Raw genomic sequence first — 13,615 nt, 5'->3', positions numbered from 1 at the left:
AAGATTTTAAATTTTTTCAATTTTTTTAAGTAAACTTATCATTTCTAAGGCACTTAAAGCTGCTTCAGCTCCTTTGTTCCCTGCTTTGGTTCCGGCTCTCTCTATAGCTTGTTCTATAGTATCTGTGGTTAAAATTCCAAAAATAACAGGAACTCCTGTTTCTAACATAACCTGAGCTACCCCTTTAGAAGCTTCAGCTGCTACATATTCAAAATGAGGAGTAGCTCCTCTTATAATAGCTCCCAAGCATATAACAGCATCAAATTTCTGAGTCTGAGCCAATTTCTTTGCTACTAAAGGTATCTCAAAAGCCCCTGGAACCCAAATTATATAAATATTCCCTTCAGAAACTTTGTGTCTTTTTAAAGTATCTAAAGCACCTTCCAATAATTTTTGAGTAATAAATACATTAAATCTACTTATAACTATTCCAATTTTTACCTCTTCTCCTTCAAAAAATCCCTCTAAAATTGGATAATTCATAAGAAATACCCCCTTCTTACTTTTTTGAAGTTCGTGAATAAATAATTATTTTTTCGCCATCTTTTATATATCCATATTTAGTCCTTAAAATCTCGTCATAAGCTTTGTCAGAACTGGAAAATTTTTGAATTTCCTTTTTTAAATAATTATTCTCTTGCTTTAATTCTTCTATATTCTTAACCTGACTTTTTATTAAAAAGTTTAAACCTATATAAACAGAAAGAGTTAAAATAAAACTTATTACCAGAATGCCTAATAAAAATTTTTTTATCTTACTTCTTTTCTTTTTTTTATAAGGTTTAATAATTATATGAGGCTGATAATCTTTAAACATGGTTAAAACCACTGCCAAGGTGAATTTGTAGTATTGTTATATACTTTTTTTTGATTAAAATAAATTTCAAATTTGGATTGAATTTGAGGTTGAGGTAAAGATTGAATTGCTATATCTGGTGGCGGAGGCGGAGGTGGTATGGGAATTTTTATATCAAATTCTCTTTTCTTTTGAAATAAATTGCTAATAAAATTTAAAATTTTACTAAAAGGATTAAATTTAGATAAAAATGGTCTTCTTTCTCCCTTCAAATTAATTTCTTGGTAAGATTTAGTTAAACATTTAGGGAATCCCCCTATTTTTACAGGAGATACCCCTATTTTAATATTTCCCAAAACTATAGAAGGGTATAATATAAAAAAAATTAACAAAACTAATAAATATTTCTGTCTCACTTTTTATTTTTAAGTTCTTCTTCCTTTTTAGCAATTAAAAGCCTTGTTTTTACAATAGTATCTGGAGTTAAACTTATGGAATCTATTCCGCATTCTGCCAAAAATTCTGCAAAATCAGGAAAATCACTGGGAGCTTGTCCGCATATTCCCACTTTTCTACCTGATTGTTTAGCTGTTTTTATAACATCAGCTACTAATTTTTTAACAGCAGGGTTTCTTTCATCATATAGATGAGATACTAATTCTGAGTCCCTATCTAAACCAAGAGTTAATTGAGTTAAATCATTTGATCCTATAGAAAAACCATCAAATACTTCAGCAAATTTATCAGCTAAAATAACATTGCTTGGAATTTCACACATCACATAGATTTCAAGACCATTTTCTCCTTGCTTTAAACCATGCTTTTCCATAACTTTTATTACTTCTTTACCTTCTTCAGGGGTTCTGCAGAATGGAATCATTACCTTTACATTGGTTAATCCCATTTCATCTCTTACTTTTTTAATAGCCTGACATTCTAAAGCAAAAGCTGGTTCAAATTTGGGATCATAATAACGAGATGCTCCTCTCCAGCCAAGCATAGGATTATGCTCTACAGGTTCGTATAAATCCCCTCCTATTAAATTGGCATATTCATTACTCTTAAAATCTGAAAATCTTACTATTACATCCTTAGGATAAAACGCAGCAGCTATCATAGCCACACCCTGAGCTAACTTATCTACATAAAAATCCGCTTTTCTCTCATAATTATAAGCCCTTTCTTCTATAATATTTACTACTTTTTCTATTTTTTTATCTTTTTTAGCAAGTTCTTTTAATTTTTCATACTCCAATAAAGCCAATGGATGAATTCCTATATGAGAACCTATAACAAATTCTATACGTGCAAGACCAACTCCATCATTGGGGATCTGGGCCTGAGAAAAAGCCTGTTCTGGAATACCTACATTCATCATCAATTTGATTTTTGTTTGAGGTATAGAACTTAGATCTATTCTTTCTACTTCATAAGGTACCAAACCTTCTAAAACTCTTCCTACTTCTCCTTGAGAGCAATCTATTGTAATCTCATCTCCATTTTTAATTAATTGAGTAGCCTTTTCAGTTCCAACTATACAGGGAATTCCCAATTCTCTTGAAACAATAGCAGCATGGCATGTTCTTCCTCCTCTATCTGTAACAATAGCTGCTGCTTTTTTCATAATTGGTTCCCAATCAGGATCAGTCATATCAGTAACTAATACCTCTCCAGGCTGGAAATCGGCAATTTCTTCAAGTTTAAGAATTACTCTGGCTTTCCCTTGACCAATTTTGCTTCCTACAGCTTTACCTGTACAAATAACTTTTCCTTCTCCTTTTAATTTATAAATTTCATAATATTTTTGTTGTTTTGTAGCATGAACTGTCTCTGGACGGGCTTGAACAATATAGAGTTCTCCTGTTCCAACATTTTTTCCATCTCCATCCTTAGCCCATTCAATATCCATAGGTCTTCCATAATGTTCCTCAATTATTACAGCCCATTTAGCAAGTTTTAAAATTTCATCATCAGACAATACAAATCTAAGCCTTTCATCCTTAGTGGTTCTGACAGTTTTTATAGGTGCTCTGTTACTTTGACCATAAATCATTTTTATTTGCTTAGCTCCTAATTTTTTGGATAAAACAGGTCTAAATCCTTGTTTTAAGGTAGGTTTAAAGACATAATATTCATCAGGATTAACTTTCCCTTGAACAACAGCCTCTCCTAATCCCCAAGAACCTGTAATATAAACTACATCTTTAAATCCACTTTCTGTATCTAAAGTAAACATAACCCCGGAACAAGCCATATCACTTCTTACCATTTTTTGGACAGCTACTGATAAATAGACAGAAAAGTGATCAAAACCTTTATCTTCTCTATAAGAAATAGCTCTGTCTGTAAATAAAGAAGCAAAACACTTTTGAACAGCTTTAATCACACTATCTGCTCCTCTGATATTAAGATAGGTCTCTTGCTGACCAGCAAATGAAGCATCAGGTAAATCTTCTGCTGTAGCTGAAGATCTTACAGCTACATCTGTATGTTTACCATACTTTTCTTCTAATTTAGCATAGGCTTTTTTAATTTCTTCTTCTAAATCCTTAGGCATTTTAGCTCTAAGAATTAAATTCCTAATCCTTCTACCTCTCTTTTGAAGATCTTCCACATTATGAGTATCAAGACCTGTTAAGATTTCTCTTATTCTATTATCAAGACTATTTTCTTTTATAAAATATTTATAAGCTTCTGCAGTAACAGCAAAACCATAGGGAACTTTTATACCTTTTTTTGTAAGTTTAATATACATTTCTCCAAGAGAGGCATTTTTCCCACCTACTAATGGGACATCTTTATAGGTAATTTGATCAAACCAGATTATAAAAGGCTTAGAACTGCTCATAGTGAGCCTCCTTTTTAAAAGATTTTAAATAGAAATATCCCTATATAAAAGGATAATAGCAAACTTATCTTTCTTGTCAAGGCGGCAAAAATTGACTTTAGCTATTAAATGTGTTATTTTTAATATATGCCTGAAAGAATAGTATGCACCAATAAAAAAGCTTATCATTTTTATAATATAGAAGAAACTTATGAAGCTGGCATACAGCTTCTTGGTTGTGAAGTAAAATCTCTACGCCTTGGCAGAGCTAATCTTAAAGATAGCTTTGCCAGAATAGTTAATGGCGAAGTTTTTTTATACAATTTTCATATAAGTCCTTATCCCCACAGCAGAGAAGCCCAAAAACTTGATCCTACCCGCACAAGAAAACTTTTATTAAAAAAATCAGAAATAAAAAGATTGGCTGGAAAGGTGCAAGAAAAAGGTTATACTCTTATTCCTTTAAAAGTATACTTTAATGAAAGAGGTTTAGCGAAAGTTGAGTTAGCTTTAGCTAAAGGTAAAAAAATATATGATAGAAGAGAAGATATTAAAAAAAGAGATCTTGAAAGAGAAATGGGAAGAAAATATAAAATCAAATAGAAATTAATGAGACCGCTTTATCTTTCTATAAAAGGCTTTGGTCCTTATCTAAATTTAGAGCTTTCTGAAGAAGATTTTAAAGTTCTTATAGAAAATAGACTATTTTTAATTTCTGGAGAAACAGGAGCTGGTAAAACCACTATCTTTGATGCTATACTCTATGCTCTTTATGGTGAAGGAACAATAGAAGGACGAACTCCTGCAGATTTAATCTCTCATTACCTCAAAAATCGTTCAGGTATTTATCCTGAAATTGATTTTAAATTTTTTTTAGACGGAAAAATTTATAGAATCTTGAGACGTCCTTCTTTTCAAGGAAGACCAGAAAATGTAAACCTTTGGATAGAAGATATTCTCTTTTCAAGTAAAAAAACAGAAGTTAAAAACAAAATAAAAGAACTCTTAGGTCTTGATGCCAAACAATTTAAAAAGGTCTTTTTAATTCCTCAAGGTGAATATAGAAAAATTTTATTAGCAGATGAAAAAGAAAGGAAATTACTTCTTGAAACTATCTTTGAAACCTTTCGTTTTTCCCAAATAGAGGAATTTCTAAAAAATAAGTTAAAAGACTTAAAAAATAAATACCAATCTTTAAAAGAAAGAGAAAAAGATCTCCAAAAAATTAGCCAAGTTTCTGGTTTAAAAGAGTTAAATCAAAAAATTTTAGAAAAAGAAGAAAAACTCAAAAATGCTAAAGTCTTAGAAAAAGAACTTCTTTTAAAAAGAAAAAATCTGGAAGAAAAGATTAAAAATCGTGAGTTTTTAATCCAGATTTATCAAAAATTTGAAGATCTTTCTAAAAAATTTGAAGAATTAAAATCAAAAGAAGAACAAATAAAAAATAAAAAGGAACTTTTAAATAAACTAAAAATTATTAAAGAACATTTAAATTATTATGAAAATCTTAAAAATCTCTGGAAAAATTTAAAAGATCTTCATATTAAAAGAAAAGTCTTAAATAAAAGTCTTGCAGAGCTTTCAAATAATTTAATTCTTCTTAATAAAAAGTTAGAGAAACTTCTTGAAAATGAAAAAGAAATAGAAACTAAGAAAATCAAACTGCAAAAACTTAAGGAACTTAAAAGACAACTTCAACAAAAAATTGATTTAGAAAAAGATTTAAAAAAGGTGAGTATTGCTTTAGAAAGCAAAATTCAACAATTGAAAAAATTAAATGAAGAGATAAATAAAATAAAAAACAATTTAGAAAAAACCCAGGAAAAAAAGGATCAATTAAGTAAGGCTTTAAGATTAATTAAAGAAAAGGATGAAATAGAAAGATTTATAAAAAATTTTAATAAATACGAAAATTTAAAAAATCAAAAAACAGAAGTAGAAAAAATTTTAGCAAATCTTCAAAAGGAATTTAATCAGCTTGAAAATTTAAAAAAAGAGTTGGAAATAAAAAATCGAGCTGAATCTCTGGCTAAATTTTTAAAAGATGGAAAACCCTGTCCTGTTTGTGGTTCTCTTCATCATCCCGATCCTATAAAACCAGATAAAAATTTTCAAAAAAAACTGGAAAAAATTGAAGAAGAGTTATTAAAGAAAAAAAATGATTTAGAAACAGTTCAAAAACATTTTTTTCAAATTAAAGCAAAATTAGACCATCTGGAAGAAGAATTGAAAAATTTAAAAAAAGATGAACTTATCTTAAAATTTAAAGAATTGGAAAAAGAGCTTTCTAAATTTAAAGTTGTTTTAGAAAAAATTAGAATTAAAAAAGATCCAGAAGGTGACTTAGAAGAAAAAATAGAAAATTTTAAAAATCAGCTAAAATTACTGGAAAAGCAAGAAGAAATTGAAAGAAAGAACATAGAAGAATTAAAAGCAAAAGAAGCTAATTTGAAAGGACAATTAGAAGTAATCCAATCCTTACTAAAAGACCTAAAATTAGATTGTGAAAAAATATCTATCTATATTACAACTTTGGAAAAAGAGATTTTAGAATGGGAAAATAAAAAAACAAAAATAGAAAAAAATCTTCAAAAAATACAACAAGAGAAAATCAAAACCGAAACAGAACTTAAAAATTCAAAAGAATTTTTAAATCAAAGGCTATATGAGTATAAAGAAAATCTTTTTAAACTATGTGAACTTAAAAGATCTGGAGTAATTTCTTCTATAAAAGAGCTTAAAAGTTATATTTCACTTATTTCAAAAATACCTGAATTTGAAGAAGAAATACAAATTTTTTATCAAGAATTAGAGAGAACTCAAAAAAATTTAGAAGAAATTAAAGCAGAATTGGAAAAATTAACCCCAACCAGATTAAATTATAAAAAGCTTTCCTCAGAACTGAATGAATTAAAAAATCAAAAAACAGAAATAGAAAACTCTTTAAGCAAATTACATTATCAAATAGGAAGTCTGCAAAGCGAACTTGATCAGCTTAAAGAAATTTTAAATTCTTTGGAAGAAATTAAAAAAGAAAAAAAGATTTTGGAAGATGAGACTCCTTTATTAGAAAAAATTTATAATTTAATTATAGGAAGAAATAGTAAAAAAATTTCTTTTCATTCTTTTGTGCTTTCTATTTATATAAAATTCATTTTAAAGCGAGCCAATTATTATTTCAAAGAATTTTCTTTTGGAAGATATAAATTTGTAGAAGATAAAGTTTTACACAAAAAATTAAGTTTGGAGGTGTTTGATCATTATACAGGAAGCAGAAGAGAAGCTAAAACCCTTTCTGGAGGGGAATCTTTTTTAGCAACCCTCTCCTTAGCCCTGGGAACCTCTGATGTACTCTTATATTTATTTCGTAATAAACCTTTTGAATCCCTTTTTATAGATGAAGGTTTTGGAAGTTTAGATGAAAGCACCTTAGAAAAGGTTGTAAATGTTTTATTGAACCTTGCTCATCAAAGTGGAAGAATAATAGGAATAATATCTCATTTAAAAGATCTAAGGGAAAAATTTCCTGTGGTTTTAGAAGTTTATAAAAATCAGATTTCAGGCAGTTATGTAAAAATATGCAAGAAATTTTAGGATGAAACCAGTTATATTAGCAGGTGGTAAAGGAGAAAGAATAGGAGGGAAAAAACCTTTAAAACTTTTATTAGGAAAACCTCTTATTTATTGGGTTTTTAACAAAGCCAAACTTATAGATATTCCTGTTTATATTTCAGTAAAAAATAGAGAACAAGAAGAAGAAATAAAAACTGTTTTATTAAAGGAAAATATTAAACCTACAGAATTTATTTTTATAAAAGATCTTTATCCAAATTTAGAAGGTCCTATTTCAGGTATTTTTTCAGCTTTAAAAATTATTCAAGATAATGAGCCTTTATTAATCTTGGCTGTAGATCAGCCTTTTATAGATCTTAAAAATATTTATTATTTTAAAACCCTTTCAGAAATTTTTTGCCATAATTTTTTAATAGTAACCAAAGGTGAAGAAAAAATAAGACCTTTTCCTGGAATTTATCCCCTTTCTTTAAAATCAGAAATAGAAATTTTTATAAATACCTTTACAAAAAGAAGTCTTTTCAGACTTTTTAATTATTTAAAAGAAAAAAATTTGGTTTTATTTATTATTAATGTTAAAATAAAAGAAATAAATTTTATAAACATAAATACATGGGAGGATTTAAAAGAAGCTGAAAAATGTTTTTACCAGAGCTTGAAAATCCAAGAAATGTTAAAATTTTAGTAGTGGATGATGATGAGAATGTTAGAAATACTATAAAAGAAATTCTATCTTTAGAAGGTTATCAGGTTTTTACAGCTAAAAATGGTAAAGAAGCTTTAGAAAAAATCAATACACTCAATCCAGATATTGCTTTAATAGATTATCTACTTCCAAAATTAGATGGAATTTCTTTATGTAAAATTATTAAACATGATCCAGAAATTTTTGATATAGGAGTAGTTTTAATAACAGGTTTAAATAATTTAGAAACTCGTATAAAAGGTATTTCAGCAGGAGCAGATGACTTTTTAACCAAACCTTTTTTTGTTCCAGAATTAAAAGCTCGGATAAAATCATTGGCTAAAATTAAAAAATATAGAGATTTTTTAAACACATATCAACATGTTTTGGAAAAAGAAGTTGAAAGCAAAACCAAAGAATTACAAAAAGCTTATTTAAATCTTCAACAGGCTTATGAAGAAATTAAAAATCTTTCTTTGGAAATAATTTTTCGTTTAGCTAAAGCTGCAGAGTATAGAGATAGACATACTGGATTCCATATTCAAAGAGTAAGTTATTATTCTGTTAAAATTGCAGAGGAACTGAGATTATCTCAGGAACAAATTGAACTCATTAAATATAGTTCTCCTCTTCATGATATAGGTAAATTAGGAATACCTGATAGTATCCTTCTAAAACCAAGTAATTTGAATGAAGATGAATGGGAGATCATGAAATCCCATACTGTAATAGGTGCCAAAATATTACAAGGTTCTAAAATAAAATATCTTAAAGCTGCAGAAAAGGTAGCTCTTTATCACCATGAAAGATGGGATGGTACAGGTTATCCTTATGGTCTAAAAAAGAATAAAATCCCTCTTTTAGCACGGATTATATCTATTGCTGATGTCTTTGATGCTTTAACCACAGATAGACCTTATAGAAAAGCTTTAGATGTTAAAACCGCTTTTAAAATTATTAAAAAAGAAGCCGGAAGCCATTTTGATCCTGAACTGGTAAATATCTTTTTAAAGATTAAAGATACTATTGTAGAAATTAGAAACCATTTTAAAGATGAAGATCTTTCTCCTACTCCAATTTAAAATTAAATATTCTTTATAAGAAGCTCTTTTAACTTTAAAGCATTAGGTACAGCGTAACCTTCTCCTGTATTATCAAAATAAACAAAAGCTTTTTTAATATTATAAGATTTTATTTTTTTTGCCAATTCTTGTAGTTCCTCCTCTTCGTAATTTGAAACATATAATTTCTTAGAGCCATGCATTCTAATATATAAATAATCTGTAGTTTGAACTTCATACCATGAAGGATATTTACCAGCACAATCAGAAAAACAAAGACAAACTTCATATTTTTTTAAAAGTTCTATAAATTCTTCACAATGAAAAGAAATATTTCTAATCTCTATCACATTATAATAATCTTTGGAAAGTAGTTTAAAAAATTCTTTTATAACCTCTGGATCAAATTTAAAGGAAGGAGGAAGCTGAAATAAAAGGACTTCGGCTTTTTCTTTTAAAGGAGAAATAGCTTTTAAAAACTCTTTTAGAGAATCCTTTACATCTCTTAATTTTTTTATATGAGTGATTACTTTAGGAGCTTTTACTGAAAAAACAAAATCCTTGGGGGTCTCTTCATACCATTTCTTAAAAGTTTTTTCAGTAGGAGTGCGATAAAAAGTAGCATTTATTTCTACAGAATTAAAATGTTTAGCATAGATAGAAAGCCATTGTCTTGGTTTAGAATCCCGGGGATAAAGATATTCTTTAAAAGAATAATAGCTCCAACCAGATGTGCCAATATAATAAATTGTCTTTTTCATTTCTTACTCCCTTGACCTTTATTTTATTAAAAGTTAGAATATCTTTGAAATTTTTAAAGTGGTTAGGCAAATTTTGTGGCTAAAAATTTTAAAAGCGAAAAAGATTTAAGACTTTTTATTAAAAAATTTTTAAAAGAAAACCTGAAAGGACTTCCAGAAACAGCTAAGATCCAGATCAAAGTGCTTAATATCAAACCTCCTCAAGTTGTTTTAGAAATGCCTTTTTATTCAGAAGGTAATTTAATAAGAGTTAATGAAGTGGATTTTTTAATTCAGCACCTTGTAAATTTGGGAATAAGAGTAAATATTATATATTTAGACGACATAGAAATCTATCAGGAAGAAAGAAGTGAATAGATTTTTGGTCTTAGTACCTTCAGAATATGAAGCCCGAGTTTTAGAAGATCTGGATATAGATCTAAATATCATAGGAGTAGGAATTATAAAGGCAGCTCTATCTTCTTATGAGATTTTTTTAAAAAAGAAACCCAAGTTAGCTTTTTTAACAGGATGGGCTGGAGCTTATCCAGAAACAGATCTTGATATAGGAGATATAGTAATAGCTTCTGAAGAAATATGGGTAGATTTTGGAAGAAAATATCCTTCTCACTATACACCTCTTCCAGAAAAACTTAAAATATGCAATTCTCTAAAGCTGGATTCGCATTATGCAGAGAAATTAATCTATTTATTAGATCTCTGTGGATTTAATGTTGTATCAGGGCCTATAGCAACAGTCTGTGCTTCCTCTTATGATGTTAAAAGAGCTTTATTTTTTAAAAATAAATATGAAGTTTTAGCTGAAAATATGGAGGGTTTTGGAGTGGCTATGGCAGCTAAAAAATGCAAAATTCCTTTTTTAGAAATAAGGATTATAAGTAATCTCTTAGAAAACCCTGAAAATGAATGGAATTTTAATAAAGCAGCAGAAATATTAAGAGAGGTCTGGAAATGTATTGCTCAAGTCTGGAAATAGCCCTTTCTCCATGTCCTAATGATGTTTTTATAGTCTCTGCTCTGCTATTAAAAAAAATAGCCACTCCTGGTGAATTAAAATTTCATTTTGAAGATATAGAAACTTTAAATCATTGGGCTATCAATAGAAAATATCCTGTTATAAAAACTTCTTTTGCTATATGGAACTATCTATTTTCTGATTATTATCTTTCTCCTGTAGGTTCTGCATTGGGCTTTGGAGTAGGTCCTCTTTTAGTAGGAAATAAAGCTTATTCTATTCAAGATTTTCCTGATCTTAAAATTGCTATACCTGGAAAACACACTACTGCTCACTTTCTTTTTAACTTCTTTTATCAAGGAAAAATAGAAAAGATATTTGTAAGATATGATAAAATTATTCCATATCTTTTGAAAAATAAAGCACAATTAGGTATTCTTATTCATGAAGGGCGTTTTGTTTATTCCAATTATGGTCTTACAAAACTGGTGGACTTAGGAGCCTTTTGGGAAAATAAAAATCAAGCTCCTATTCCCTTAGGTGGATTTTTTATAAAAAAAGATCTGCCAGATAAGACTAAAAATGCAATAATAAAAGTATTTAAGGAAAGTTTAAATTGGGCTAAAATGAATTTGAAGGAGGTTTTACCTCTATTAAAGAAATATGCTCAAGAACTTGATGAAAAGGTTATAAAAAATCATGTAGAAACTTATGTAAATGAATACACTTTTGATTTAAGAGATGAAGCTTTAAAAGGTCTTGAAGTGTTAAAAAATCTTTTGAACATAGAAAAACCTTTAGAAAACCTAATCTGGAGAAGATAAGTATGGAACTCTGGAAATTTTTTTTACAAATAGGTTATGTAGGGAAAACTGTGCTTTTGATTCTGTTTTTTATGAGTTTGCAAAGTTGGTATATAATAATCGCTAATTTTTTCAGGTATAAGAATTTTCAGGATGCTTTAGAAGAAATTAATGAAAAAATTAATAAAACAAAGGACTTCCCTTCGCTTATCAAATTAGTTAGAAATATGGAAAATAATCTTTTAGTAAGAAGTATTAAAAAAATTATAACTTTTTTTGGAGAAATTTATGAATATTATTTTGAAAATGAGAGAACCTCTCATGCTTTGGATATGGATTTAACTATAAACTTAGCTGAAAAAGAGTTGATGCAAAAATCTTTAATAGAAAAAGAACAGGTTTTAAGTCAGATTGATAAAGGTTTAGGATTTTTGGCTACTGTAGGAAATGTAGCTCCTTTTATAGGTTTATTTGGAACAGTTTGGGGAATTATGAAAGCTTTTCATGATATTGGAATGAAAGGTAGTGCCAGTTTGGCTACTGTTGCTCCTGGAATAGCTGAAGCTCTTATTAATACTGCTATGGGGCTATTTTGTGCTATTCCAGCAGTAATAGCTTATAATCATTATTTACTAAAAAAAGAAAAAATTGCTACTAATTTGGAGCTAACTATCAAAAAGATTCTTTTAATATTACAAAGAGGTTTTATCAGCAATTTGAAATAAATTAATTTTTAAGATTGAAGTTTTTTCAAATTATTGTATTATTGTAGTAAAAAATTAAAAGGAGGTTTATATGGGAGCTTGTAAAGTTACAGATCAGGATTTTGAAAAGGAGGTTCTTAAATCTGAGATACCAGTTTTAGTAGATTTTTGGGCTTCCTGGTGTGGACCTTGTAGAATTATTGCTCCTATAATTGATGAAATCGCAGAGGAATTTAAAGGGAAAATCAAAGTCTGCAAATTAAATGTTGATGAAAATCCTATTACACCAGGAAAGTATGGTATAAGAGCTATCCCTACTTTAATTATCTTTAAAGGTGGAGAACCTTTAGAAATAATTGTAGGAGCAGTTTCTAAAGCTACCATTTTAAATGCTCTTAATAAAGCTTTATCTTAAAAATGTGCAAACTCAATAAATTCCAGAAGTTTTTTTATTTGATTTTTATATTTTTATTAGTATCAGTGTTAAATTCTTGTGGAACTCTTTCTAAAATATCTTCTGGAACGAAGAATCAGATAACTGATATTTTTAAGAAAAAGAAAAAACATGAAGAAGAAACCCTGGATGATCTCTTAAGAGAAGCAGAAAAAGCTTTTGCTAAAGGTCATTATAACATCGCTTATGAAACTTATAAAAAAATAAGAAACAGATATCCAGGAACTCCGCAATCTATATTAGCTGAATTGAGAATGGCAGATTGTAAATTCTGGGAAGGTGAATATTTAGAAGCTATATCTATTTATGAAGAATTTGAAAAATTTTATCCCAATAATGAAGCTATTCCTTATGTTATATACCAGATAGGCACCTGTTATTATAAATTGAAATTATCCTATGATAGAGATCAAACTTATACTAAAAAAGCTATTGAAACCTATGAAAGACTTTTACAAAATTTCCCTCAAAATCCTTATAAACTGGAAGTAAAAAAAAGGATTAGGGAGTTGAAAGAACTTTTAGCCAAGCATGAATTTTATGTAGCAAAATTTTATTATAGAATAAAATATTATCGTGCTGCTTATGGAAGGTTATTATATATTATAAATAACTATCCTGACACTTATACTTGTCAAAAAGCAAAAAAGTTGGTTTTAACCTATTATAAAAAAGCTCTTTTAGAAACCAAAGAACTTAGAGAAGGGAAGAAAAAAGACTTTTGGGGAGAAAAAGTTCCTTAATTTTCTCCTTCCTCTGGAGAAAAAGGAAATTCTATTTCTTTGGGTTTTGGTTCTTCTAAGGTCTGCTCAGTTTGAAAGTTCATTTGTTCTTGGGTTTCTTCTTTAAAATCATCTATAGATAAAAATGGTTCTTTTGAAGGAATAGGGAAATATCCTAACTTTTCCAAAACCATTCCCATATCATTTCCACATTTAGGACAAACCTTTTTTTCTTCTGAAAAAAAATAATTGCATTTTGGACATCTCATTTCTT

General features: G+C 28.5%; 16 protein-coding genes. 10 read left to right on the top strand and 6 right to left on the bottom strand.

Annotated elements, in window-relative coordinates:
* Positions 1 to 6: 6 nt before the first annotated feature.
* Genes ribH through ppsA form a run of 4 tightly spaced genes read right to left on the bottom strand, consistent with a single transcriptional unit; the run spans position 7 to position 3,644 of the window.
* Entirely contained in the window at positions 7 to 483 is a 477-nt protein-coding gene (ribH, locus tag CC87_RS05300) for a 6,7-dimethyl-8-ribityllumazine synthase (protein ID WP_038056895.1), read from the bottom strand.
* Positions 484 to 499: 16 nt separating this feature from the next.
* Positions 500 to 817 (bottom strand): FtsB family cell division protein, encoded by a 318-nt coding sequence (locus CC87_RS05295; RefSeq protein WP_038056891.1) that lies wholly within the window; start codon positions 815 to 817, stop codon positions 500 to 502.
* Between the two features lie 2 nt (positions 818 to 819).
* A complete protein-coding gene (locus CC87_RS05290) occupies positions 820 to 1,152 on the bottom strand; it encodes a hypothetical protein (protein ID WP_156955586.1) in 333 nt (110 codons plus the stop codon).
* Positions 1,153 to 1,208: 56 nt separating this feature from the next.
* Positions 1,209 to 3,644: a phosphoenolpyruvate synthase gene (ppsA, locus tag CC87_RS05285; RefSeq protein WP_038056883.1), complete on the bottom strand. Its 2,436-nt coding sequence runs from the start codon at positions 3,642 to 3,644 to the stop codon at positions 1,209 to 1,211.
* Between the two features lie 126 nt (positions 3,645 to 3,770).
* Between ppsA and smpB the strand changes: the two genes are divergently transcribed.
* The 4 genes from smpB to CC87_RS05265 are packed head-to-tail and all read left to right on the top strand — an operon-like array spanning position 3,771 to position 8,963.
* Positions 3,771 to 4,226: an SsrA-binding protein SmpB gene (gene smpB / locus CC87_RS05280; RefSeq protein WP_038056881.1), complete on the top strand. Its 456-nt coding sequence runs from the start codon at positions 3,771 to 3,773 to the stop codon at positions 4,224 to 4,226.
* A gap of 6 nt (positions 4,227 to 4,232) precedes the next feature.
* Entirely contained in the window at positions 4,233 to 7,217 is a 2,985-nt protein-coding gene (locus CC87_RS05275; protein WP_038056878.1) for an AAA family ATPase, read from the top strand.
* 1 nt (position 7,218) lies between these two features.
* The gene (gene mobA, locus CC87_RS05270; protein ID WP_038056876.1) at positions 7,219 to 7,881 is read left to right on the top strand and encodes a molybdenum cofactor guanylyltransferase; all 663 of its coding nucleotides are present in this window, start codon (positions 7,219 to 7,221) and stop codon (positions 7,879 to 7,881) included.
* A complete protein-coding gene (locus CC87_RS05265; protein ID WP_051920624.1) occupies positions 7,836 to 8,963 on the top strand; it encodes an HD domain-containing phosphohydrolase in 1,128 nt (375 codons plus the stop codon). The genes mobA and CC87_RS05265 overlap by 46 nt, the downstream gene beginning before the upstream one ends.
* A 2-nt stretch (positions 8,964 to 8,965) precedes the next feature.
* Here the strand turns inward: CC87_RS05265 and CC87_RS05260 are convergent, their stop codons facing one another.
* Positions 8,966 to 9,703: a DUF72 domain-containing protein gene (locus CC87_RS05260; RefSeq protein WP_038056874.1), complete on the bottom strand. Its 738-nt coding sequence runs from the start codon at positions 9,701 to 9,703 to the stop codon at positions 8,966 to 8,968.
* 75 nt (positions 9,704 to 9,778) lie between these two features.
* On the opposite strand from CC87_RS05260, the gene CC87_RS05255 reads away from it, so the two are divergent.
* The 6 genes from CC87_RS05255 to CC87_RS05230 all read left to right on the top strand — a co-directional run bounded on the left by CC87_RS05255 (position 9,779) and on the right by CC87_RS05230 (position 13,362).
* Entirely contained in the window at positions 9,779 to 10,060 is a 282-nt protein-coding gene (locus CC87_RS05255; RefSeq protein ID WP_038056871.1) for a hypothetical protein, read from the top strand.
* Positions 10,053 to 10,679: a phosphorylase family protein gene (locus tag CC87_RS05250; RefSeq protein ID WP_038056870.1), complete on the top strand. Its 627-nt coding sequence runs from the start codon at positions 10,053 to 10,055 to the stop codon at positions 10,677 to 10,679. Before CC87_RS05255 ends, CC87_RS05250 begins: the two co-directional genes overlap by 8 nt.
* Entirely contained in the window at positions 10,655 to 11,482 is an 828-nt protein-coding gene (locus CC87_RS05245; protein WP_038056866.1) for a 1,4-dihydroxy-6-naphtoate synthase, read from the top strand. Before CC87_RS05250 ends, CC87_RS05245 begins: the two co-directional genes overlap by 25 nt.
* A 2-nt stretch (positions 11,483 to 11,484) precedes the next feature.
* Positions 11,485 to 12,186: a MotA/TolQ/ExbB proton channel family protein gene (locus CC87_RS05240; protein ID WP_038056864.1), complete on the top strand. Its 702-nt coding sequence runs from the start codon at positions 11,485 to 11,487 to the stop codon at positions 12,184 to 12,186.
* Positions 12,187 to 12,256: 70 nt separating this feature from the next.
* The gene (trxA, locus tag CC87_RS05235; RefSeq protein ID WP_038056863.1) at positions 12,257 to 12,580 is read left to right on the top strand and encodes a thioredoxin; all 324 of its coding nucleotides are present in this window, start codon (positions 12,257 to 12,259) and stop codon (positions 12,578 to 12,580) included.
* A 2-nt stretch (positions 12,581 to 12,582) separates the two neighbouring features.
* Positions 12,583 to 13,362, top strand: coding sequence for an outer membrane protein assembly factor BamD (locus tag CC87_RS05230; RefSeq protein WP_084222208.1), 780 nt, complete (start codon positions 12,583 to 12,585; stop codon positions 13,360 to 13,362).
* Here CC87_RS05230 and CC87_RS05225 read toward each other — a convergent pair.
* Positions 13,359 to 13,610, bottom strand: a complete 252-nt coding sequence (locus CC87_RS05225) for a hypothetical protein (RefSeq protein WP_038056860.1) — start codon at positions 13,608 to 13,610, stop codon at positions 13,359 to 13,361. The genes CC87_RS05230 and CC87_RS05225 overlap by 4 nt on opposite strands.
* Between the last annotated feature and the right edge of the window lie 5 nt (positions 13,611 to 13,615).

The sequence above is a fragment of the Thermodesulfobacterium hydrogeniphilum genome (assembly GCF_000746255.1).
GTDB lineage: Bacteria > Desulfobacterota > Thermodesulfobacteria > Thermodesulfobacteriales > Thermodesulfobacteriaceae > Thermodesulfobacterium > Thermodesulfobacterium hydrogeniphilum.
The sequence above is the reverse complement of the archived record's forward strand: the minus strand, read 5'-3'. Positions and strand labels throughout refer to the sequence as shown.

Coding starts and splice junctions, on each gene's coding strand:
- ribH (WP_038056895.1), bottom strand. CDS start 483: ATGAATTATCCAATTTTAGAGGGATTTTTTGAAGGAGAAGAGGTAAAA.
- CC87_RS05295 (WP_038056891.1), bottom strand. CDS start 817: ATGTTTAAAGATTATCAGCCTCATATAATTATTAAACCTTATAAAAAA.
- ppsA (WP_038056883.1), bottom strand. CDS start 3,644: ATGAGCAGTTCTAAGCCTTTTATAATCTGGTTTGATCAAATTACCTAT.
- smpB (WP_038056881.1), top strand. CDS start 3,771: ATGCCTGAAAGAATAGTATGCACCAATAAAAAAGCTTATCATTTTTAT.
- CC87_RS05275 (WP_038056878.1), top strand. CDS start 4,233: ATGAGACCGCTTTATCTTTCTATAAAAGGCTTTGGTCCTTATCTAAAT.
- mobA (WP_038056876.1), top strand. CDS start 7,219: ATGAAACCAGTTATATTAGCAGGTGGTAAAGGAGAAAGAATAGGAGGG.
- CC87_RS05265 (WP_051920624.1), top strand. CDS start 7,836: ATGTTTTTACCAGAGCTTGAAAATCCAAGAAATGTTAAAATTTTAGTA.
- CC87_RS05260 (WP_038056874.1), bottom strand. CDS start 9,703: ATGAAAAAGACAATTTATTATATTGGCACATCTGGTTGGAGCTATTAT.
- CC87_RS05245 (WP_038056866.1), top strand. CDS start 10,655: ATGTATTGCTCAAGTCTGGAAATAGCCCTTTCTCCATGTCCTAATGAT.
- CC87_RS05240 (WP_038056864.1), top strand. CDS start 11,485: ATGGAACTCTGGAAATTTTTTTTACAAATAGGTTATGTAGGGAAAACT.
- trxA (WP_038056863.1), top strand. CDS start 12,257: ATGGGAGCTTGTAAAGTTACAGATCAGGATTTTGAAAAGGAGGTTCTT.
- CC87_RS05230 (WP_084222208.1), top strand. CDS start 12,583: ATGTGCAAACTCAATAAATTCCAGAAGTTTTTTTATTTGATTTTTATA.
- CC87_RS05225 (WP_038056860.1), bottom strand. CDS start 13,610: ATGAGATGTCCAAAATGCAATTATTTTTTTTCAGAAGAAAAAAAGGTT.